This window comes from Stenotrophomonas sp. YJH_SMC_4 (genome assembly GCF_059371575.1).
Window position 1 is genome coordinate 1 of sequence record NZ_JCAFUR010000033.1, and the last position, 21794, is coordinate 21794.

Annotated in this window: 15 protein-coding genes and 1 riboswitch; of the genes, 6 read left to right on the forward strand and 9 right to left on the reverse strand. The window is 67.4% G+C overall.

The genetic code is table 11. The features are described 5' to 3' along the window. Positions 1–226: 226 nt before the first annotated feature. The 4 genes from AC5P9F_RS20260 to AC5P9F_RS20275 all read right to left on the reverse strand — a co-directional run bounded on the left by AC5P9F_RS20260 (position 227) and on the right by AC5P9F_RS20275 (position 5634). Complete coding sequence (locus AC5P9F_RS20260) at positions 227–2200, reverse strand: AsmA family protein (protein WP_076739155.1); 1974 nt, start codon at positions 2198–2200, stop codon at positions 227–229. An 83-nt stretch (positions 2201–2283) separates the two neighbouring features. Next, entirely contained in the window at positions 2284–2922 is a 639-nt protein-coding gene (gene trhA / locus AC5P9F_RS20265) for a PAQR family membrane homeostasis protein TrhA (protein WP_005410682.1), read from the reverse strand. A gap of 159 nt (positions 2923–3081) precedes the next feature. After that, a complete protein-coding gene (locus AC5P9F_RS20270) occupies positions 3082–4686 on the reverse strand; it encodes a peptide chain release factor 3 (protein WP_005410681.1) in 1605 nt (534 codons plus the stop codon). Positions 4687–4752: 66 nt separating this feature from the next. Beyond that, positions 4753–5634, reverse strand: coding sequence for a M23 family metallopeptidase (locus AC5P9F_RS20275; RefSeq protein ID WP_005410680.1), 882 nt, complete (start codon positions 5632–5634; stop codon positions 4753–4755). A gap of 148 nt (positions 5635–5782) precedes the next feature. Next, a riboswitch (SAM riboswitch) is annotated at positions 5783–5901 on the forward strand. Positions 5902–5978: 77 nt separating this feature from the next. On the opposite strand from AC5P9F_RS20275, the gene metX reads away from it, so the two are divergent. From metX to AC5P9F_RS20290, 3 genes are read left to right on the forward strand one after another with little or no spacing between them, the layout of a single operon-like run. Then, positions 5979–7010: a homoserine O-succinyltransferase MetX gene (gene metX / locus AC5P9F_RS20280; RefSeq protein ID WP_005410679.1), complete on the forward strand. Its 1032-nt coding sequence runs from the start codon at positions 5979–5981 to the stop codon at positions 7008–7010. Further along, positions 7007–8242: an O-succinylhomoserine (thiol)-lyase gene (locus tag AC5P9F_RS20285; RefSeq protein WP_005410678.1), complete on the forward strand. Its 1236-nt coding sequence runs from the start codon at positions 7007–7009 to the stop codon at positions 8240–8242. Before metX ends, AC5P9F_RS20285 begins: the two co-directional genes overlap by 4 nt. Then, positions 8239–9306: a homoserine dehydrogenase family protein gene (locus tag AC5P9F_RS20290; protein ID WP_076739156.1), complete on the forward strand. Its 1068-nt coding sequence runs from the start codon at positions 8239–8241 to the stop codon at positions 9304–9306. The genes AC5P9F_RS20285 and AC5P9F_RS20290 overlap by 4 nt, the downstream gene beginning before the upstream one ends. A 107-nt stretch (positions 9307–9413) precedes the next feature. Here the strand turns inward: AC5P9F_RS20290 and AC5P9F_RS20295 are convergent, their stop codons facing one another. Beyond that, positions 9414–10409 (reverse strand): alpha/beta fold hydrolase, encoded by a 996-nt coding sequence (locus AC5P9F_RS20295; RefSeq protein ID WP_012481022.1) that lies wholly within the window; start codon positions 10407–10409, stop codon positions 9414–9416. A 217-nt stretch (positions 10410–10626) separates the two neighbouring features. Beyond that, the gene (locus AC5P9F_RS20300) at positions 10627–12009 is read right to left on the reverse strand and encodes an L-serine ammonia-lyase (RefSeq protein ID WP_024956918.1); all 1383 of its coding nucleotides are present in this window, start codon (positions 12007–12009) and stop codon (positions 10627–10629) included. A gap of 100 nt (positions 12010–12109) precedes the next feature. Between AC5P9F_RS20300 and AC5P9F_RS20305 the strand changes: the two genes are divergently transcribed. After that, a complete protein-coding gene (locus tag AC5P9F_RS20305; protein ID WP_024956919.1) occupies positions 12110–12340 on the forward strand; it encodes a glutaredoxin family protein in 231 nt (76 codons plus the stop codon). 71 nt (positions 12341–12411) lie between these two features. On the opposite strand, the gene AC5P9F_RS20310 is transcribed toward AC5P9F_RS20305, so the two are convergent. Genes AC5P9F_RS20310 through AC5P9F_RS20320 form a run of 3 tightly spaced genes read right to left on the reverse strand, consistent with a single transcriptional unit; the run spans position 12412 to position 14203 of the window. Beyond that, positions 12412–12984 carry a YceI family protein gene (locus AC5P9F_RS20310; protein WP_005414145.1) on the reverse strand — a complete coding sequence of 191 codons (573 nt, stop codon included), beginning with the start codon at positions 12982–12984 and terminating at the stop codon, positions 12412–12414. Between the two features lie 3 nt (positions 12985–12987). Further along, the gene (locus AC5P9F_RS20315; protein WP_005410672.1) at positions 12988–13560 is read right to left on the reverse strand and encodes a cytochrome b; all 573 of its coding nucleotides are present in this window, start codon (positions 13558–13560) and stop codon (positions 12988–12990) included. Between the two features lie 10 nt (positions 13561–13570). Beyond that, positions 13571–14203 carry a YceI family protein gene (locus AC5P9F_RS20320; protein ID WP_005410671.1) on the reverse strand — a complete coding sequence of 211 codons (633 nt, stop codon included), beginning with the start codon at positions 14201–14203 and terminating at the stop codon, positions 13571–13573. Positions 14204–14367: 164 nt separating this feature from the next. Between AC5P9F_RS20320 and AC5P9F_RS20325 the strand changes: the two genes are divergently transcribed. Continuing rightward, positions 14368–17910: a sensor histidine kinase gene (locus AC5P9F_RS20325; RefSeq protein ID WP_049396073.1), complete on the forward strand. Its 3543-nt coding sequence runs from the start codon at positions 14368–14370 to the stop codon at positions 17908–17910. 94 nt (positions 17911–18004) lie between these two features. Next, positions 18005–21532, forward strand: a complete 3528-nt coding sequence (locus tag AC5P9F_RS20330; RefSeq protein WP_032966941.1) for a hybrid sensor histidine kinase/response regulator — start codon at positions 18005–18007, stop codon at positions 21530–21532. Positions 21533–21794 lie beyond the last annotated feature (262 nt).

Sequence of the window (21794 nt, forward strand, 5' to 3'; positions counted from 1 at the left end):
CCGGGTGCGCGACGCTGAAAACGGGCTGGTCCCTGCCTAAGGCCAGCCAGGGCGCAAGACCAAAGGCTGCCGGCCAGCGGCCGGCACTACCGTGCCCGTCTCATGGAGGGGCCAAGTCCCTCCATCAACACAGTTGCTACAGGGACGTATTTACGGCGTGTCCTGCCTGTCGCCTTGCTCCGGCTCTACGCGCGGGAAGGGAGGCGCCGCGAACAACGCTGTAACCCTACTTCGCATACTGCCCACCGCAGTTGGCATCCTTGCCCGGCCCCAGTTCAATCGTAGCCAGCAGCGCTGCCGGCGGGGCAATGCTGCCCAGCGCCAGGGCCACGGCGCCGCGAATACCCAACGCCTTGAAGTCAGGGCGGAACGACGGGTCCTTGAACGTGCCGCTGATATGCAACGGTGACCGCAGTACCAGGATGCTCTTGTCCTTCGGGCGCGGTTTCAGCAGCAGGTCCAGGGTCTCGTCGCGCAGGCTGACCGTGCCTTCGCCGATGAGGATGGTATCGGTGGTGTCCACCGCCAGTGCCTGGCTGGTCATCAGACCGTCCTGCACACCGAAGTCGGCGAAGGCGCAGCGCAGCGGAATCTGCTTGTCACCGGTCACCAGGAACTTCAGTGATTCGGTGATATCCAGCCCGGCCAGTTCCATCACCAGGTTGCCGACATGGCCACGGCCCATCGCCAGCCCGACCTTACCGCTGCTGCTGCCGAGCATGGCGGCGATCGAGTTGCCGCGCCCGCTCAGGTCCACTTCGCCGCCGATGCCGCCCTTGGCCTGCTCGGCCAGCTTCGCATCCGGGAAAAGCTGGCCCAGTTGCACGCCGCGTACGCTGGCCCTCAACGCAGTGCGAATCTGCGCCTGGCGTGCATCCATGCGGATCGTGCTGCGGATATCGCCGCCGGCCACGCCGAAGTTCAGCGGGTCCAGCCGCAGCACGCCGTCATCCAGCAGCAGGTGCGCGTCCATGTCGTCCAGTGGCAACGAGGGCGCGTTGATGCGGTGGGCCTTCCAGCGCACGTCGGCATCCATCGCACGCAGTTTGCCCAGGTTGTAGGGCGTGTCGGGCAATACCCGGCTGCTGGCGGCGACGCGGGCGGCCTGTGCCTTTTGCTCCGCATTCGCAGTTTCGCCGCCGCCGGTCTTCGGTGGCGCTCCCACGAAGCCGGCCAGGTCATCGAAGTCCAGGCGCCTGGATTCCAGTGTCGCGGTCAGCCGTGGACGGTCGCGTCCCACCTCGAACTGCAGGTTGCCAGCGAGGTCGCTGTCACCGACCTTCCCGGTGAAGCTGTCGTAGCGCCAGACGTTGTGGTCGCGCTTCAGCCGTCCGTCCAAGGCGTAGGGCGGTGAGGGCGGGATGGCAATGCCGAGCAGCGGGTACAGGTCCGACAGGTCCTGCCCGCTGAGTGCGAACTGCAGGTCGAACACCCGCAGCTGGAACGGATTGGTCAGCGTGCCACTGGCCACCGCGTGGGTAGCGCCGGCGCGACCGTCGAGGTGGATGCGGAACGGGTGGTCGCTGTCGGTCAGTTCCAGCGGAGATTCGGTGCCACCGCGCAGGGTGAACGGGTTGCCTTGCCAGTGGCCTTTGCCCTGCACCAGCAGCGGCGGTGAGGCATCGGCCTGTTTCGGCTGACCGCTGCGCACGCCCACGCGGATGTCGGTGCGGCCCAGTGCATCGATGAACTGCAGCCGACCATCGTCGATGCGCAGGCGTTTGAGCTGCGGGCTTGTGCCGCCGGCGCTGTCACCGAGGAAGTCCCAGTTGCCCGGCTCGCCCTCGCGCGGGGCGGTTTCCAGCAGCACGTCCGGCCGGGTCAGGCGCACCTCGGGCAGCTGCACGCTGCCGCGCAGCAGGGGCCAGACCCGCACGTCGATCTCGACGCGGTCTGCGCTGGCCATCTCAGGTTGTTTCGCCCAGCTGGCATTGGCGAAGGTGATCGCATCGGCGCGGATCGTGCTGGTGCGGCCGAGGTCGACATCAAGGTTCCCGATGCGCAGCACTCGGCCGGTGCGTGCCTGTACCGCGCGCTCCACCGGTCCCTTGAACCAGTTCCAGTCCCACAACGCGAGCAGTATCAGGATCGCCGCCAGCAGGAAGACCAGGATCGTGAGCCAGCGCCGGCCTCGTGGGCCGGGGCGGCGGAGGCGCCAACGGGACGTGCGCTTTGCGGCAGGGGAGGCGGCAGCATTCACGCTGCCATGGTTGCCCCCTGTTCGTGGACAGGGCGCGAAGCGACCATGTGCATGGCGTGCACACGCCGCCGTCGAGCGGCCGTTTACAGCACCTGCATGGTGACCGCGACGAAGTGGCAGACGCTGCCGCCGATCACGAACAGGTGCCAGATGGCATGCGAGTACGGGATCGATTCACGGTGGTAGAAGTAGGTCCCCAGCGTATACGACAGGCCGCCGGCGAACAGCCAGGTGAGGGTGCCGCCATCGATCGAGGCCCACATCGGCTTGATCGCCACGACCACCAGCCAGCCCATGGCGATGTAGATCACCGTTGAGAGCACCTTGAAACGGCCGGTGTAGAACAGCTTGAACACCACGCCGCCCAGCGCCAGCGCCCAGATCGCGGTGAACAGGCCCCAGCCCCACGGACCGCGCAGGCCGATCAGGGTGAACGGGGTATAGGTGCCCGCGATCAGCACATAGATCGCGCAGTGGTCGAACACCTTCAACCGGCCCTTGGCAACCGGATGCTGGATGGCGTGGTACAGCGTGGAGGCGGTGTACAGCAGCAACAGCGCGATACCGAACACGATCGCGCTGGCCAGCTGCCAGCCGTCGCCGTAGATCGCAGCCAGGGTGATCAACACCGCGCTGGCGGCCAGGGCGAATACCGCGCCCAGGCCATGGGTCAGGGCGCTGGCGATTTCTTCACGGATCGAAGCAATGGACGTCGTGGACATGGCGTAGGCATTGTTCGCGGGGAGGGGGACCCGCACCCCCTTATCATCGCCGCGATGGGCGATACGTGCACGCCTGTCACCGTATGGTGGGTGAATGCCTGCCTTGCGTTGGCTGGGGTCAGAGCCCTTTCCTGCGGAAAGGGATCCGACCCCTTGGCATCAGCCCACCGAAACGGTATGGGCCGCTTCGCGGGTGGCCGAGAAACGCACGTCCGGCGAGCGTTCCTGCGCCAGCTGCAGGTTGACCCGGGTCGGTGCCAGGTAGACCAGGTGGCCGGCTGCATCCAGTGCCAGGTTCAGCGCATTCTTCTCGCGGAACTCTTCCAGCTTCTTCTCGTTGCTGCAGTGGACCCAACGCGCGGTGGTCACGCTGACCGGCTCGAAGGTGGCTTCCACGCCGTACTCGTCCTTCAGGCGATAGGCCGCCACGTCGAACTGCAGCACACCCACCGCACCCAGGATCAGGTCGTTGCTGGTGAGAGGGCGGAAGAACTGGGTCGCGCCTTCTTCGGACAGCTGGGCCAGTCCCTTCTGCAGCTGCTTGAGCTTGAGCGGATCGCGCAGGCGCGCGCGGCGGAACAGTTCCGGGGCGAAGTTGGGGATGCCGGTGAAGGTGACCGCTTCGCCTTCGGTAAAGGTATCGCCGATGGAAATGGTGCCGTGGTTGTGGATGCCGATCACATCGCCCGGCCAGGCTTCGGCAGCGATTTCACGATCGCTGGCCATGAAGGTCAATGCGTTGGCCAGCTTCATTTCCTTGCCGGTGCGCACGTGGAAGGTCTTCATGCCGGCGCTGAAGCGGCCCGAGCAGACGCGCATGAACGCGACGCGGTCGCGGTGCTGCGGGTCCATGTTGGCCTGGATCTTGAACACGAAGCCGGTCAGCTTGTTTTCTTCCGGGGCGATCTCGCGGCCGGTGGTGGAGCGTGCCTGTGGCGACGGCGCATGCTCGACGAAGAAGTCCAGCAGCGGCTGCACGCCGAAGTTGTTCACGCCCGAGCCGAAGAACACCGGGGTCTGCTTGCCGGCGCGGTAGGCCTCCAGGTCGAACGGATGGCTGGCGCCCTGCACCAGTTCCAGCTCGTCGCGCAGGTCGGCCAGCATCTGCGCACCGATCTTCTCGGCCAGGCCGGGGGCGTCGATGGACGGGAAGATGGTCGAGTCCTGGCGGGTGAAGTTGCGGCCCGGCTCGTAAAGGTGCACTTCGCCGGTCAGCAGGTGGACCACGCCCTTCAGGCGCTGGCCCATGCCGATCGGCCAGGTGACCGGCGCGCACTGGATGCCCAGCACGGTTTCCACTTCATCCAGCAGCTCGATCGGGTCCTTGCCCTCGCGGTCGAGCTTGTTGATGAAGGTCATGATCGGGGTATCGCGCAGGCGGCACACTTCCATCAGCTTGATGGTGCGCTCTTCCACGCCCTTGGCCACGTCGATCACCATCAGCGCCGAGTCCACCGCAGTCAGCACGCGGTAGGTGTCCTCGCCGAAGTCGGCGTGGCCGGGGGTGTCGAGCAGGTTGACGATCTTGTCTTCGTACGGGAACTGCATCACCGAAGAGGTGACGGAGATGCCGCGTTCCTTTTCCAATGCCATCCAGTCGGAGGTGGCGTGGCGGGCGGCCTTGCGGCCCTTGACCGAACCGGCCATCTGGATCGCGCCTCCGAACAGCAGCAGCTTTTCGGTCAGCGTGGTCTTGCCGGCGTCAGGGTGGGAAATGATGGCGAAGGTGCGGCGACGCGACGCTTCGTTGGCGACTTCGGACATGGCAGTGGCGCCCGCCCGGGGCGCTTTTCAAAGAGATAAGCGCCCGATTATACCGGCCGGGGCCGTTCAGCGCCCGATGCCGCCCTCGGCCTCGCCCTGGCGGGCGAACTGCAGCTGGCCCTGCTCGGCGAAGATGCGTGCCGGCACCGAACGCAGGCCCATGCCGCGGTTGACCTGCACCACGAAGTGCAGGTGCGGTGCGCTGCTGAAGCCGCTGTTGCCGGACAGGCCGATGGGCTGCCCGGCGCCCACCGCCTGGCCGCGACGCACGCGCATGCCGCCGGCCTGCAGGTGGCCGTACAGGGCCATGCTGCCGTCGCTGTGCAGCACGCGGATGAAGTTGGCGCGGGCACCATCACGTTCGCGGTCCTGGCCGTTGCCTCGGAAGCCATCCTGGATCTGCATCACCGTGCCCTCGCGCGCGGCCAGCACCAGCGTGCCCTCCGGCAGTGCGAAGTCGACCGCGTCGCGGTTTTCCTCGTCGTCGTGGCTGAACCGGCCCTGCGGCGCCTGGTCCACCCGCGGGCGTGCATCATCGAAGGGCAGGCGGTAGGCCACATCCTCGGCCTGTGCGGCGGGGTTGCCTGGTACCGACTGCAGGCGCAGGTCCAGCATCCGGCCGTTGACCGGCGCGGGGAGGTGGCCGACTACCAGGCTGCTGTCGCCCTGTATCAGTGACTGCACCGGCAAGCCGTCGACCGGGTGCCCAGGGGCGGCACGCAGTTCGATCTGCAACGGCCCGGCCAGGGTGTTGTCGATCCGGGCCTGCCACTGTTCGCCGATCGACTGCAGGCGCAGCTGGGCCATTGGAAGGGGGGCCTTCGCCTCCGCGCTGGCGGGGGTAGGCGCCTTCGGCAGCATCCCCCAGCCCTGGCGCCAGTCGCTGGCGCCGGCAGAGGCGCTGGCCAGCAGCGGCAGGAGCAGGCAGGTCAAGGGCAGGCGTGGCATCAGCGGATTCAGGAAAACGGACCGTCCGGACTGTACCCGATCCTGAACGGAGCGACCGCGACGCCTCTCGCATACCTGTTGCGAAAATATTCATCGCTTTATCCGCATGAAGGGATTGACAGCGCCCGGAAGCGCTGGCATCGTGGCCTCACCATCGAGACCGGCAGAGGGACAGGCCCTTTGAAGCCGGGGCAGCCCGCGGATGCGAAAGCGTTCGCGTAGGTGCCAAATCCTGCGGGGACCGTGGCGTCCACCGAAAGATGGTTCGATCCATGCACCGCACGTGCATCTCGAACGCGAGCCCCGCGAAGGCTCGATGGCCGATTCCCCAACCGGATCCCGCCATGAGCTTCGCTGCCAGTACCGCCGTTCGCCCCGAACCCTTTGTCCCCGTCAGCGTGCCGGTCGAAGACCGCGTGCATGCCGAGCGCGGTGAGTTCGCCGCGGTGCTGTCGATGCGTCACGCTGGCCCCAGCCCGGTGCGCCTGCGCTATGAGTGGGTCGGCCCGGCCAATGCGCCGGTGGTGGTGCTGGCCGGCGGCATTTCCGCCCATCGCCATGTGGCGTCCAACGCACAGTTCAGCGAGAAGGGCTGGGCCGAAGACCTGGTCGGCAGTGGTCGCACGCTGGATCCGCAGCAGTTGCGCGTACTGGCGTTCGACTTCATCGGGGCCGACGGTGCGTTGGACGTGCCGATCGATACCGCTGACCAGGCCGATGCGCTGGCACTGCTGCTGGATCATCTGGGTATCCGCACGCTGAAGGCCTTCGTCGGCTACTCGTATGGCGCGCTGGTCGGCCAGCAGTTCGCGATCCGTCATCGAGCCCGGGTGCGCCAGCTGGTGCTGGCCAGCGGCGCGCATCGTCCGCACCCGTATGCCGCGGCCTGGCGCGCACTGCAGCGCCGCGCCGTCGCCCTCGGCCAACTGCAGTGCGGCGAAGACCACGGCCTGGCGCTGGCCCGGCAGTTCGCCATGCTCAGCTACCGCACCCCGGAAGAGTTCGGCGAGCGCTTCGACGCCGCGCCGGAAGTGATCAACGGCCGCGTGCGGGTCGCCGCCGAGGACTATCTCGACGCCGCCGGCGCGCAGTACGTCGCGCGCACGCCGGTGACCGCCTACCTGCGCCTGTCCGAATCGATCGACCTGCACCGCGTGGACCCCGCCGCCATCCTGCCGCCGACCGTGGTGGTCGCGGTGGAGGGTGACCGCTTGGTGCCGCTGGCCGACCTGGTCGGCCTGGTCGAGGGGCTGGGGCCGCGCGGAAGCCTGCGCGTGCTGCGCTCGCCCTACGGCCACGACGCCTTCCTCAAAGAAACCGATCGCATCGACGCGATCCTCGCCACCGCCTTCCGCACCTCTGGAGAGTCCGCATGAGCCTGCACGCCAACGAGCCGTCCTGTAGCCGCACCACTGCCGCCGTCCGTGCCGGCATCGATCGGGACACCGCGCATGGCGCGGTCACGCCGCCGATCGTGCTGTCGTCGAACTTCAGTTTTGAAGGCTTCGGCAACAAGCGCCAGTACGACTACACGCGCAGTGGCAACCCGACCCGCGACCTGTTGGGTGAAGCGCTGGCCGAGCTGGAAGGCGGTGCGGGCGGCGTGATCACCGCCACCGGCATGGGCGCGATCAACCTGGTGCTGAACGCGCTGCTTCAGCCGGGCGATACCCTGGTCGTGCCGCACGACGCGTACGGTGGCAGCTGGCGGCTGTTCAATGCGCTGGCGAAGAAGGGCCATTTCGAACTGGTCACCGCCGACCTGACCGATCCGCGCGCGCTGTCGCAGGCGCTGGCCACCCAGCCGAAGCTGGTGCTGGTGGAAACGCCGTCCAATCCGCTGCTGCGCATCACCGACCTGCGCTTCGTCATCGATGCCGCGCACAAGGCAGGTGCTCTGGTTGTGGTCGACAACACCTTCCTGTCGCCGGCCCTGCAGCAACCACTGTCGTTCGGTGCGGATCTGGTGCTGCATTCCACCACCAAGTACATCAACGGCCACAGCGACGTGGTGGGCGGTGCGGTCGTCGCGCGCGATCCGGCACTGCATGAGCAGCTGGTGTGGTGGGGCAACGCGCTGGGCCTGACGGGTTCGCCGTTTGATGCCTTCCTGACCCTGCGCGGCCTGCGCACGCTGGATGCGCGCCTGCGCGTGCATCAGGAGAACACCACGTCGATCGTTGCGCTGCTGGACCAGCATCCGGCGGTCGGCCGCGTCTATTATCCGGGTCTGGCTGATCACCCGGGCCACTCCATCGCTGCTCGCCAGCAGAGTGGCTTCGGCGCGATGCTGTCGTTCGAACTGGCGCACTGCGCGGGTGATGATCCGCACGCGGCGGTGCGCGCGTTCGTCGATGGCCTGCGCTGTTTCACGCTGGCCGAATCGCTGGGCGGCGTCGAAAGCCTGATCGCGCATCCCGCCACCATGACCCATGCGGCGATGACCGCCGAAGCGCGTGCCGCGGCCGGCATCAGCGAAGGCCTGCTGCGCCTGTCGGTTGGCATCGAGGCCGAGCGTGACCTGTTGGCCGATCTCGGCGCCGCGCTGCAGCGTGCCGAAGCGGTGATTGATGCGGCTGCGCGCCGCAAACAGGTGGTGGATGCATGAGCGCGCTCGCCGCAGAAATTCCTGCTCTGGGCGTGGGACGCCTGGCGCTGCTGGGCACCGGCACGGTCGGCTCGGCCTTCGTACAGCGTTACCAGGCATTGCGGGCGCGTGGGCTGGAACTGCCCAGCGTGCAGTGGCTGGCCAATTCACGCACTGCGCTGGAGATCGATCGTGACCTGGCCTTGCCGCTGGAACTGGCACGGCGTGCACCGCGCGATGGCCAGAGTTCGCCACCGTGGGCGAGTGCGGAAGGACTGGAGCGTGGCGACGTGGTGGTCGACGCCACCGCCAGCGAAGACGTGGCCGCGCGCCACGTGCAGTGGCTGGCGCGGGGCGTGCATGTGGTGACCGCCAACAAGCTGGGGCGTGGTGCGCAGCTGGCCCGCGCGCAGGCCATTGCGGAAAGCTGTGCCGACAGTGGCGCACGCTATGGCGACAGCGCGACGGTGGGCGCGGGCCTGCCGCTGTTGAGCAGCCTGCGTGCACTGGTGGCCGGTGGCGATCACATCCATGCCATCGAAGGCGTGCTGTCCGGTTCGCTGGCGTGGCTGTTCCATCGTTATGACGGCCAGTCGCCGTTCTCGGCGGCGGTGCGCGAGGCGCTGGCTGCCGGCTACACCGAGCCCGATCCGCGCCTGGACCTTTCCGGTGAAGACGTGCGCCGCAAGCTGCTGATCCTGGCGCGCAGCAGCGGGCTGGCGCTGGATGCGTCGCAGGTACAGGTGGATTCACTGGTGCCTGAAGCGCTGGCAGCGCTGCCGCTGGAGGATGCGGTGGCGGCGCTCGAGCAGCTGGATGCGCCGTTGCGGGCGCGCTGGCAGCAGGCGCATGACAATGGCCGCGTGCTGCGTTTCGTTGGCCGTGTCGATGGCGAGGGTGCGCAGGTGGGCCTGCGTGAGTTGCCTGCCGATCACCCGTTGGCGCAGGGCGCGGGCACCGACAACCGCGTGGCCATCCACAGCGATCGCTATCACCGCCAGCCGTTGTTGATCCAGGGCCCGGGCGCGGGCGCGGAAGTCACTGCCGCCGCGTTGCTGGATGACGTGCTGCGGATCGTCGGCTGATCGCACTGCTTCTGTAGAGCCGAGCCCATGCTCGGCTGCTGCTGGCAAAATCCCCTCCTGCTGGGTAAGCCGAGCATGGGCTCGGCTCTACAGGGGACGGCTGCCGTTCAATGCGCCTTCAATGCCTTCAGCAACGCCGCGTTGAACTGCTTCGGGTCCTGCACCTGCGGCGAATGGCCCAGTTCGGCGAACTCGATCAGCGTCGCGCCGGGAATCGCCGCGGCTGCCGCCTTGCCGAGCACCGGATAGTTGCCCAGCGTCGCCTTCACCGCTGGTGGCGCCAGGTCGCGACCGATCGCGGTGCGGTCCTTCTGGCCGATGAACAGCGTGGTTGGCACCTGAACATTCTTGAGTTCGTAGACCACCGGCTGGTTGAACACCATGTCCGAGGCCAGTGCCTGGCTCCATGCAACGGCCTGCTTGCCGGGCCCTTCGTACATGCCCGACTGCATCCGTGCCCACGGTTCATACGCCGGCTTCCATTTTCCGTCGTAGTACACGTCCAGCTGGTAGCGGCGGATGCTGTCATAGCTGATGTTCATTTCGCCGGCGTACCACGCGTCCACGCTGCGCCAGGGAACACCCAGCGCCTTCCAGTCTTCCAGCCCGATCGGGTTGACCAGTGACAGGCTGCGCAGGTCCTGCGGGAACATCAGCGCATAGCGCACCGCCAGCATGCCGCCCATCGAATGACCGACCAGGTGCACCGGGACATCACCCAGTTGCAGCTGTTGCAGCAGGGCATGGGTGTTGGCGGCCAGCTGCGCGAACGAATACTGGTAACGCTCGGGCTTGCTGGATTTGCAGAAGCCCACCTGGTCCGGGGCGATCACCCGATAGCCGGCGGCAACCAGTGGCTTGATCGATTCCTTCCAGGTGGCGGCACAGAAGTTCTTGCCGTGCAGCAGCACCACCACGCCGATGGGTGCCTTCTTCGGCGCGATGTCGAGGTAGGCCATTTCCAGCGGCTGCCGCTGCGATTCCAGCGCGAAGGTCTTCACCGGATAGCCGTAGTCGAAACCCTCCAGCCGCGGCCCGTAAGTGGGCGCGGCCAGCGCAGGCAGTGGAAGGCAGGCAAGCAGGGCGGCAGCGATCACGCGCATGGGGCGGTCCTGGATAGGGGAGCCCCGAGCCTAACCGGAACGCAGTGACGGTGTCGTCCGACCGAGCAAGGGCGACGAGGTAGAGTCGACTGGGTAGAGTCGACTGTTAGTCGACTACCTTCCCCACAACGAGCGAAAATCCCGCGCTGCGCGCGATAGTCGACCAACGGTCGACTCTACCTGTGGCCCGGCGCCATCGCGCCGGGACCGGTCGACCTCAACACTCGATGACGTTCACCGCCAGGCCACCGCGGCTGGTTTCCTTGTACTTGTCCTGCATGTCGCGGCCGGTATCGCGCATGGTCTTGATCACCTTGTCCAGCGACACCTTGTGCTTGCCGTCGCCGCGCATCGCCATGCGCGAGGCATTGATCGCCTTCACCGCGCCCATCGCATTGCGCTCGATGCAGGGGATCTGCACCAGCCCGCCGATCGGATCACAGGTCAGGCCGAGGTTGTGTTCCATGCCGATTTCCGCGGCATTCTCGATCTGGCTCGGGTTGCCACCCAGCGCTGCGACCAGGCCACCGGCCGCCATCGAGCAGGCCACGCCCACTTCGCCCTGGCAGCCCACTTCGGCGCCGGAGATCGAGGCGTTTTCCTTGTACAGGATGCCGATCGCTGCCGAGGTCAGCAGGAAGTCGAATACGCGCTGTTCGTTGGCGCCGGGGCAGAAACGGTCGAAGTAATGCAGCACCGCCGGCAGCACGCCGGCAGCGCCGTTGGTCGGCGCAGTCACCACACGACCACCGGCGGCGTTCTCTTCGTTCACCGCCAGCGCGTACAGGTTGACCCAGTCCAGAGTGGTCAGCGGATCGCGCATCGCTGCTTCCGGCTTCGACGACAGCTCGCGGTACAGCGCCGGTGCACGACGGCCGACCTTCAGGCCACCCGGCAGCACGCCTTCCTCGCGGATGCCGCGCGCCACGCACGACTGCATCGCACTCCAGATCTCGCGCAGGTTGGCGCGGATCTCGTCTTCGCTGCGCCAGCACTTCTCGTTCTCGAACATCAGCTGGGCAATGCTCAGGCCGCTGCGCGCGGTCTGCGCCAGCAGCTCGTCGCCGCTCTTGAACGGGTAGGGCAGCGGGGTTTCGTCGGGCACGATGCGGTCATCGGCCGCGTCGTCCTGGTTGACCACGAAGCCGCCACCGACCGAGTAATAGTCGCGGGTGGCGATCACCTCGTCCTCGGCGTTGTACGCGGTGAAGCGCATGCCGTTGGTGTGGTACGGCAGCTTCTGGCGCTTGTTCATGCCGAGGTCGCGCTTCTCGTCGAAGGCGATCTCGTGCTGGCCCATCAGTTGGATGCGCTTGCTGCTGCGGATGCGCTCCAGGGTGGCCGGAATGATGTCCGGATCGATCAGGTTCGGCCGCTGGCCTTCCAGGCCCAGCAGGATCGCCTTGTCGGTGCCATGGCCGCGGCCGGTCAGCGCCAGCGAGCCATAGACATCGGCGCGGATGCGCGCGACCTCGTGCAGGCGGCCCGGGTCAAGCAGCCAGCGATGGATGAATCGCTCGGCGGCCTTCATCGGCCCGACGGTGTGCGAGGAGCTCGGGCCAATGCCGATCTTGAAAACGTCGAACGTGCTGACAGCCATGGTTGCCGTACTGCGGGTACCGGAGGAGACCGCTATTCTAGCGGTTCATGCCGCACTTCCATGGCTGCGGCGCAGCATTTCGGCAGAGGGAGCAAAACCGGTGTTGACCCTGTTCCAGCGCGATGACTGCCACCTGTGCGACATGGCCCTGGCCGAGCTGGCCAAGGCGCGGGCACCGGAGTTCGAATCGGTGTTCCTGGATGACCAGCCTGCGCTGGAAGCGCGCTACGGCGCGCGGGTGCCGGTGCTGCGCGACGAGACTGGTGGTCGTGAGCTGGACTGGCCGTTCGACGCAGCCACGGTTCAGGCCTGGCTGGCGGTCGATCGGTAGTGCCGGCCGTTGGCCGGCAACCCCGCGATGCCCGGTGATGCCGGCCAGCGGCCGGCACTACCAGACGCGGATTACTTCGCGTCGAACTTCACGATCGTGCTGATCGCGGTTTCGTCCGGGATGGTCTTGGTGTCGGCCCAGTCGCCGCCGCCGACGCCGAAGTCCAGCCGCTTGACCGTGGCCTTGCCGGTCAGCACCGGCTGGGTGCCCGGCTTCCAGGTGAAGGTGAGGGTGACCGGCTTGCTGACGCCTCGCAGCTCCAGTGTGCCATCGGCGGCGAACTGGTCATTGCCCACCGCGCGGAAGCCCTTGGCGGTGTAGCGTGCGGTGGCGAACTTGCCAACATTGAAGAAGTCGGCGGTCTGCAGGGTCGAGTCACGGTCGCTGTTGCCGCTCTTGGCGCCGGCCAGCGGGATCACCACGTCCAGCGAACCGGCGGCCGGATTGGCCGGGTCGAAGCTGAGCTTGGTGGCAAAGCCCGGGAAGCTGCCGGTGAACACTTCGCCGTCGTACTTGGTGGCGAACACCAGGATCGAGCCGGCGCCGGGCGCCTGTGCGTAGTCGGCGGCGAACACCGGGGTGGTGGCCAGCATGCCGGCCAGGGCGGCGGCCACGGCGGCCGGAGTGGTCAGTTTCAGGTTCATCGGTCAGTCCTTCTGAGGGGAGGCGAGCCAGCCGCGCGGCAACATGCGGGACAAGGTCGCATCGCGCTGGAACAGGTGGTGGTAGAAGGCAGCGCCGGCATGGGCCAGCACCACCGCGATCAAAAGCCAGAAGCCGTACTCGTGGATGGCATGCGATACCGCGACCACCTGCGGGTCGGGACCGCTCAGCTTGGGCACGTCGACCAGGCCGAACCAGCGGAACGGGCGCAGGCCGCTGGCCGAGTCGTACAGCCAGCCCGACAGCGGGATGGCGAACATCAGCACATACAGCAGCACGTGGGTGGCACTGGCGATGCGTTCCTGCCAGCTGGGCACGCCCGGCACCGGCTTGGGGGCACCGGCATACAGGCGCCAGCCGAGGCGGAAGAGCACGAGCGCCAGCACGGTGATGCCGATCGATTTGTGCGCGGTATAGACCCAGAAATACTTGGGGGTCTTGGGCAGTTCGCCCATGGTCAGGCCGACCACGCCCAGGGCGAGGATCAGCAATGCGATCAACCAATGCAGGATCTGGCTGACACTCCCCCAGGCGGCGGGGGTGTTCTTGGCGGTCATGAAGGGTCCTCTAGGGGGCCGTCTTGGGGTCGGAGTGTGGAACGGGAGCGGGAGTTCCCGGGGCGTCGCTGCGGTCGAGGGTGGCTTCGGCCTCGATCCTCAGCTGTACTGCATCACCGATGACGCCCGGCCAGGCGGTGATGCCGAACGCGCGCCGGCTCAGCGTGGTGCTGGCGGAAAAACCGGCGGTGCGTCGGAACGGGGGGAGGGGGTAGCGCTTGATGGCGTTGAGGGTCACGTCCAGCGTGATCTCCTGGCTGACCCCGCGCAGGGTCAGGGTGCCGATCACGTGGGCGCGCCTGGCATCGATCGGTTCGACCCGGCTGGAGACGAAATGTGCCTTCGGGAAACGCTCGCCATCCAGAAGGCTGCGGGCCAGCGTGGCCTGGTTCCATTTGGCGTCACCAAGGTCCAATCGCGACACGGGGACTTCGACGTCCAACGTGGCTTCGCGCCAGTTGTCGGGATCGAACTGCAGCCGGCCCTCACTGCCGGAGACCGTGCCCATCGCCTGCGAGTAGCCCGCGTGGTCGATGCTGAACAGCACACGCGTGTGCACCGGATCGAGGCGATAGGTATCTGCATCCGCCCAGGCGGGAGCGGTGGCGAGCAGCATCGGCAGCAGGGCCAGGCAGGGACGCATCGATGGCGGGCTCCGGAAGGGGTACGCTGTGATCATACGCACAGGCCCCTGCCAAGGATGCGTGCATGGCTGCAACAGTTCGTGGTGGTCCTGCCCCGGCAACAGGCTGTTGCAGCCATGACCCCGGCCCTGTGTGACAATCGGGACAGGACAGGGGGTTCAGGATGACGAGCAGCTGGCGCCTGTGGTGCCTGGGCATCGCGGCAACGGGGCTGCTGCTGTTGGCGTCTGCCACGGCGGCTGCAGCCCTGGACATGGCAGAAACACCACGCCTGCGGCGCTTCGGTGCCGCCGAAGGCATGCCTTCGCGCATGGTGCTGGCGCTGGCCGAGGACCGCCAGGGCCATGTCTGGGCCGCAACCGATGGCGGTCTGGTGCGCTACGACGGCAGCTCGCTGCGGGTCTGGGAACATGACCCGGAACAGCCCGGTTCGTTGCCCGGCAACGAGATCGAGACCCTGCTGGTCGATCCGCTGGACCGTGTGTGGGTGGGCATCAATGGCAAGGGCGTGGCCCGCCTGGATGCCGACCGCGAGCGGTTCAAGACCTTCGATGCGGTCAATGGTCCGTGCCTGGGCCAGTTCTGGACGCTGGCCTACGCCGGGGATGCGTTGTGGATCGGCACCAGCAGCCAGGGTATCTGCCGGTTCGGGGAGGACGGCAGTCTGCGCTTCTTCAAGCACGACCCGGCCCGTGCCGACGGCCTGCCCAGCAACACCATCTACAGCAGCCTGGTCGATGCTCGGGGACGCCTGTGGATCGGTACCGAGGCCGGCGTCGCACGCTGGAATGGCCGTGACTTCGAGCCCGTGGCACCGCACGCGCTGGGCGCATTGAGCGTGCTGCGGATGAGCCGCGATCCGGATGGCTCGATCTGGGTCGGCAGCCAGAACGATGGCCTGTACCGCATCGATGCGCAGGACCGGGTCAGTCGTCCGCGCTGGAGCGACAGCGCCGGCCTGCGCTCGGCGCTGGTGCTGGCCGATCGCCAGGGCGGCTACTGGGCGGGCACGTCCGATGGCCTGCTGCGTGGCGATGCAAGTGCGCTATGGCGGCTCGACGGCGACCGCGGCAGTGGTTTCCTCACTGCACAGAGCGGTGTGCTCGATCTGCTGCAGGACCATGAAGGCGGATTGTGGGTCGCCCTGCTGACCCAGGGACTGGCCTACCTCCCGCCCGACTGGCGCCGCTTCTCGATCTGGAACCAGCTCGATGGCAAGCCGCTGGACAGCCAGTACCTGCTGGGCGCGGCCAGTGATGGCCAGAACTACTACGTGGGTTCGGCGCACGGCGTGTATCAGCTGGACGCACATGGCACGTTGCGCCTGCTGGCCAGCGACCGCGAGATCGGCAGCGGTGCGGTGTGGTCGGTACTGCCGCGGTCGGACGGGCGCCTGTGGCTGGGGCGTGCCGGCCGCATCAGCGTGTATGACCCGGCCACCCGCGCGCTGCACGACTGGCACATCGGTGGAGGCGCCGATCTGCGCCAGCGCATCGACCTGATGCGGCAGGCACCCGATGGCACGGTCTGGCTTTCGGTGATGAACCTGGGCCTGCAGCAGCGCAGTGCGGAGGGCCGGGTGCTGCGCAGCTATCCTCTCGACGATTTCCGCAAGGCGGCCGACTCACCCATCGAGCAGATCCGCTTCGATGCCCATGGCAAGGCATGGGTGATGGGCGACATGGGCATCTGGCGTGAGCAGGCCGGTCGCTTCGAAGCGGTGCCGGGGGTCTCGCGCGGGCTGATCTACGACCTGGTGTGGGTGGATCCGCAGCAGTTGTGGCTGGCCCGCCAGGGCGCGCTGGAGCGCTACCAGTGGGATGGCATGAGCCTGCGCCTGATCCAGCGCATTGATGGAAGCGCCGGTGTGCCGCCGGTCAGCATGGGGGGCCTGGCATTGGCCGACAATGGCCGGGTGTGGGCGACCACGCCGCGCGGCCTGCTGCGCTGGGACCCGAAAGCACGACGCCTGCAGTTGTTCAATGAACGCGATGGCCTGTCCGATGCCGAGTTCACCAGCCGGCCGCCAGCGGTGAATGCTGATGGTCGCGTTCTGGCCGTCGCCCAGACCGGCCTGGTTGCATTCGACGTGAATGCCGACGACGTGGTGCTGCCCGGGTCGTCGCTGGTGATTGCCGAGGTGCGCGTGCGCCGCGATGATGCACGCGGCTGGCAGCCGCTGCCGAACACCGGCACCCTGCTGCTGGGACCGGATGATCGCGACCTGCAGATCGATGCGCGGTTGTTGTCGTATGCCAATCCCCAGGGCAACCGCTACCGCTTCCGGGTACGCGGGTATGACCAGAACTGGGTGGAGCAGGGCGGCGACGGCCAGCGCACGCTGTCGCGACTGCCGACCGGCAGCTACGTCATCGAAGTGCAGGCGGCCACCGCCAATGGTGCATGGACGCCTTCGCAGCAGCTGCAGGTGAAGGTGCTGCCACCTTGGTGGCGCAGCGGCATGGCGATCTTCGGCTACATCCTGATCGGCTCGCTGCTGCTGCTCGTCCTGGTCTGGTCGATCCGTGCGCGCCTGCGCCGTCGCCAGCAATGGCAGCTGACCGTGCACAAGCAGGAGCTGGCCGAACAGGCCTCGCAGGCCAAGAGCCGGTTCCTGGCCACGCTGGGGCATGAAGTCCGCACGCCGATGACCGGCGTGCTTGGCATGAGCGAGTTGCTGCTGGCCACACCGCTGGACCCGGTGCAGCGCAGCTATGCCGGCTCCATCCAGCAGGCCGGCAGCCATCTGCTGCGGTTGGTCAACGATGCGCTGGACCTCGCGCGCATCGAAGCCGGTCGACTGGAGCTGGATCTGCGTCCGTTCGACCTGGCCGGACTGCTCGACCAGGTGCAGGCGCTGATGCAGCCCATGGCGAAACAGCGCAAGCTGGATTTCCAGCGTGGCGACGATCCGCCCGGCCCGATCAGCGTCAGTGGCGACGAGATGCGCGTGCGGCAGATCCTGCTCAACCTGCTGGGCAATGCCATCAAGTTCACCGAGCGCGGTCATGTCGGCCTGGCCGTGCACCTGGAAGAGAACGGCGGCGGTCTCTGCTTCGAAGTGCACGACAGTGGTCCGGGTATCAATGCCGAGCAGCAGGAGCGGCTGTTCCACCGATTCGAACAGGCGGAGGGGCCGCGCACGGCCTCGCGCTATGGTGGAAGCGGGCTGGGCCTGGCGATCTGCCAGGAGCTGGCCGTGGCGATGGGCGGGCGCATCGAAGTGGACAGCCAGCCAGGCAAGGGCGCGCGTTTCCGGGTGCGGTTGCCGCTGCCCTGGACCCGGCAGGCAGCCGCCACGGGCGAAGCGCCGGCACTGCCGATGCTGCCGCCACTGCGCATCCTGCTGGTGGAGGACGATGCCACCGTGGCCGAGGTCATCGCCGGCCTGCTGCGCAGCCGCGGCCATGAGGTGGTGCATGTGCTGCATGGCCTGGGGGCTTTGTCGGAGATCGCTACCGACGGCTTCGATGTCGGCCTGCTCGATCTCGACCTGCCTGCGCTGGACGGTACTGCGATCGCCCGCCAGCTGCGCACCCTGGGCTACGAACTGCCACTGGTGGCGGTGACCGCCCGCTCCGATGCGTATGCCGAATCGCAGGTGCTCGCTGCCGGTTTCGATGGTTTCCTGCGCAAGCCGGTGACCGGCGACATGCTGGTGGCAGCGATCATCCAGGCTCGCGCCAAACGACAGACCACAACTTGAAAACGTCGACGCCGGGCGTGAACGGCGCGACTTTCGGTTTACCATGCCGACGCCCGCGGCGCGGGAATCATCAGGCAGCGTGAGGAGGCAATCGGTGGTGTATCTGCGGGCGGCAATGCTGCTGCTGATCCTCCTGTGCGGCCTGTCACCCGCTGCCGCGCAGCCGGTGCCACCGAGCCCGCGCCAGGTGACGGTATTCGACGGCCTGCCGTCCAATACCGTCAACCGCATGGCCGAAGACCGCTATGGCTACCTGTGGATCGCCACCAACGACGGCCTGGCCCGTTACGACGGGCGCAACTACCGGATCTGGCGTTCTGAGGATGGCCTGCGCGACAACCGCATCTGGACGGTCCTGGTCGATGCGCGCAACCAGCTCTGGATCGGGACCGAGAACGCGGGCCTGGTACGGATGTCGGCCGACCGCCGCCAGCTGCATTTCTACGACCGCAGCAGCCAGCCCTTGATGGGGACCAACACGGTCTGGAGCCTGGCGACCACGCCGGACGGTGCGATCTGGTTCGGCACCCACGAAGGTGGGCTGTACCGGCTGGACAGCCAGGACCGCCTGCAGCGTTTCCTGCCCGAGGCCAACAATCCCCGCAGCCTGCCTGCCGCCTCGGTGCCGTACCTGGCTACGCTGGCCGATGGCAGCCTGTGGGTCGGCACCAAGCATGGCGTGGCGCGCTGGACCGGCACCGACTTCGAGCGGGTCGGCACCGACGTCATTCCCAGCCTGCTGATCAATGGGTTGACCAGCGAACCCGATGGCAGCCTGTGGATCAGTACGATGGCCGGCGCCACGGTGCGTCGCCCCGACGGGCGTTTTGAATCGCCGCCCTGGAAACTGCCGCCGGGCGAGCAGGTGCTCGGCATGATGCTGCGCGATGAACAGGGCGGGCATTGGTTGGATACCCGTACCGGGCTTGGTCGGGCCGTGGATGGGCAGTACCAGACCGTTCCGCTGTACAGCGCCGTTGCGCGCGGGCCGGTGCGGCCGAACTGGACGGGCGCCTACGAGGACCGCGAAGGCGGCATCTGGTTGGCCAGTACCAATGCCGGCCTGTGGCATCTGCTGCCGCGCTGGTGGCAGTTCTCGGTGCTGTCGCGATTGGAGGACGACACCGGTTCTCTGCGCAATGCCTTCGTGCTCGGCACCAGCCCTTCCAGCAATGGCGGCATCTGGACGGTCGGCAGCCACGGTGCGCTGGACCGGTTCGATCCCAGGACGGGCAAGATCGAGCAGCACCGCACCTGGGTCAATGGCATGTACTGGTTGTCCTCGGTACGCGAGGATCGCCGTGGCCAGGTCTGGATCGGCTCGACCGATGCGTTGCTGCGCTATGACCCGAAGCGACGTGAGCTACGTCGCTGGGGCCGTGATGCCGGGGCCGACGCGACCATGGAAGGGGTCATCGAGTCGATGATGACCTGTGACGGCGACAGTCTATGGTTGATGTTGCCTGCAGGCCTGCAGCAGCGTGACCTCGACGGTCGCCTGCGCCGCCAGCTGGAAAACGGCCAGCGCGGCCTGCAGCAGGGCCAGCTCAACCTGGATGTGGAATGCGGGCCGCAGGACCACATCTGGCTGGCCAGTAGCCGTGGCCTGCTGCAGTGGCTGCCGGAAAGCGAGCGCTTCCAGCCGGTGCCGGGCGCGCCGGCGACCGCGATCCATGCGTTGCACGTGGGCCGCGATGGCCAGGTCTGGCTGTCGGAGGATGGCCGCCTGTCGCGCTACCGCTGGAGCCAGGGCCGGCTTGAACGGCAGGCCGTGGTCGGCGCGGAGCAGGGCTACCCGGCGATCTCCGCTTCCGGGCTGGTGGTCGACGCACAGGGGGTGGCCTGGGCCACCAGTGCGCGCGGCCTGGTCCGGGTTGGCGCCGACGGGCAGAGCGTGCGCCTGTACGGCGTCCACGACGGCCTGCCCAGCCAGGAGTTCCGCGAGCACACGTTGACGATGTCCGGCGATGGCCATCTGGTGGCCGGTACCCCGGCCGGCGTGGTGGTGTTCGACCCGGAACAGGTGCGGCCGTCGGTGCGGCGGGCGCCGTTGGTGATCGAACGGGTCGAAGTCCGCCGCAACGAGCAGGTACTCGACCTGACCCATGACACGCCCTTGCAGATCGCCGATGGTGACCGTGACCTGCGCATCGTCGCGCGACTGTTGTCGTTCGCCGATTCGGCCTCCAACAGCTACCGCTACCGCCTGGCCGGCTACGACCCCGATTGGGTGGAAGTGGGGCCGGCCGGTGAGCGCCTGTTCTCGCGCCTGCCGCCGGGCAGCTACCGCCTGGAGGTACAGGCGCGCTCGGCCGACCATGTCTGGTCGCGGGTGCAGAGCCTGGAATTCCGTGTACAGCCACCGTGGTGGCGCAGCCTGTCCGGGCTGCTGGTGCTGGCCTCGATCGCGCTTCTGCTGACCAGTTGGTTTGCCTGGTTGTATCGCCGTCGCCTGCAGCGGCGCCATGCCTATCAGCTGGCACTGCATAAACAGGAACTGGCCGAACAGGCCTCGGCGGCCAAGACCCGCTTCCTGGCCAATCTCGGCCACGAAATCCGCACGCCGATGACCGGTGTGCTCGGCATGAGCGAACTGCTGCTGGCCTCGCCGCTGGACCCGCAGCAGCGCGGCTACACGCAGTCGATCCGGCACGCCGGCGAACACCTGCTTCACCTGGTCAACGATGCACTGGACCTGGCACGGATCGAATCCGGACGGCTGGAACTGCAGTCCAAGCCGTTCGCGCTGAGCTGCCTGCTGCAGGACCTGGCCGCGCTGATGGGACCTCTGGCAGCGCAGAAGGGTCTGCGCTTCACCCTCGACAACCAGTTGCCGCCGGGCCTGCAGGCGACCGGCGATGCGATGCGGGTAAGGCAGATCCTGCTCAACCTGCTCTCCAACGCGGTCAAGTTCACCAGCCGTGGAACCATCACCCTGCATGCGCGCAGCGACGGCGAGCTGCGCGCGTTGCATTTCGAAGTGCGCGACACCGGGCCGGGCATCAGCCAGGAACAGCAGCAGCGCCTGTTCCGCCGCTTCGAGCAGGCCGATGGCGCCCGCACCGCGGCGCAGTACGGCGGCAGCGGCCTGGGCCTGGCGATCTGCCGCGAACTGGCGCAGGCGATGCAGGGGCGTATCCAGGTCGAGAGCCAGCTCGGCCGCGGCACGTGTTTTGGCGTGACCCTGCCGTTGCCGCTGGTGGTCGATGCCAATGCAGAGTCCGAGGGCGAAGTGCACCGCGAGGATGCGGCCAACATGCCGCCATTGCGCGTGCTGCTGGTCGAGGATGATGCAACCGTGGCTGATGTGGTGCGCGGGCTGTTGAGTGCGCGCGGCCATGAAGTGGTGCATGCGGGCCATGCGCTGGCGGCACTGCGCGAGATCAGCGCAGGGGATTTCGACGTCGGCCTGCTGGATCTGGACCTGCCGGGCCTGAGCGGCTTCGAGCTGGCCCAGCACCTGCGCAACCAGGGCTACATGCTGCCACTGCTCGCCGTGACGGCACGGACCGATCCAGACCTGCAGCAGCAGGTGGAAGCGGCCGGCATCGGTGGTTTCCTGCGCAAGCCGGTGACCGGTGAGCTGCTGGTGGAAGCGATCGCCAGGGTCATGGGACGGTAGGGCTTATTGCAGGGCTTGCAGCCCTGCACCTGCTGCAAGCCGGAGCAACAGCAACAGCCGAAGCAAAAGCTGGTTTCCCGTGGGATGGCGGGGCGGTGCCGGAGTGCGGGGACGCCGCAAGTACGTCCTTGTAGCAACTGTGTTGATGGAGGGACTTGGCCCCTCCATGAGACGGGCACGGTAGTGCCGGCCGCTGGCCGGCAGCCTTTGGTCTTGCGCCCTGGCTGGCCTTAGGCAGGGACCAGCCCGTTTTCAGCGTCGC

Coding starts and splice junctions, on each gene's coding strand:
- trhA (WP_005410682.1), bottom strand. CDS start 2,922: ATGTCCACGACGTCCATTGCTTCGATCCGTGAAGAAATCGCCAGCGCC.
- AC5P9F_RS20320 (WP_005410671.1), bottom strand. CDS start 14,203: ATGCGTCCCTGCCTGGCCCTGCTGCCGATGCTGCTCGCCACCGCTCCC.
- metX (WP_005410679.1), top strand. CDS start 5,979: ATGAGCTTCGCTGCCAGTACCGCCGTTCGCCCCGAACCCTTTGTCCCC.
- AC5P9F_RS20295 (WP_012481022.1), bottom strand. CDS start 10,409: ATGCGCGTGATCGCTGCCGCCCTGCTTGCCTGCCTTCCACTGCCTGCG.
- AC5P9F_RS20275 (WP_005410680.1), bottom strand. CDS start 5,634: ATGCCACGCCTGCCCTTGACCTGCCTGCTCCTGCCGCTGCTGGCCAGC.
- AC5P9F_RS20285 (WP_005410678.1), top strand. CDS start 7,007: ATGAGCCTGCACGCCAACGAGCCGTCCTGTAGCCGCACCACTGCCGCC.
- AC5P9F_RS20315 (WP_005410672.1), bottom strand. CDS start 13,560: ATGACCGCCAAGAACACCCCCGCCGCCTGGGGGAGTGTCAGCCAGATC.
- AC5P9F_RS20310 (WP_005414145.1), bottom strand. CDS start 12,984: ATGAACCTGAAACTGACCACTCCGGCCGCCGTGGCCGCCGCCCTGGCC.
- AC5P9F_RS20270 (WP_005410681.1), bottom strand. CDS start 4,686: ATGTCCGAAGTCGCCAACGAAGCGTCGCGTCGCCGCACCTTCGCCATC.
- AC5P9F_RS20325 (WP_049396073.1), top strand. CDS start 14,368: ATGACGAGCAGCTGGCGCCTGTGGTGCCTGGGCATCGCGGCAACGGGG.
- AC5P9F_RS20290 (WP_076739156.1), top strand. CDS start 8,239: ATGAGCGCGCTCGCCGCAGAAATTCCTGCTCTGGGCGTGGGACGCCTG.
- AC5P9F_RS20300 (WP_024956918.1), bottom strand. CDS start 12,009: ATGGCTGTCAGCACGTTCGACGTTTTCAAGATCGGCATTGGCCCGAGC.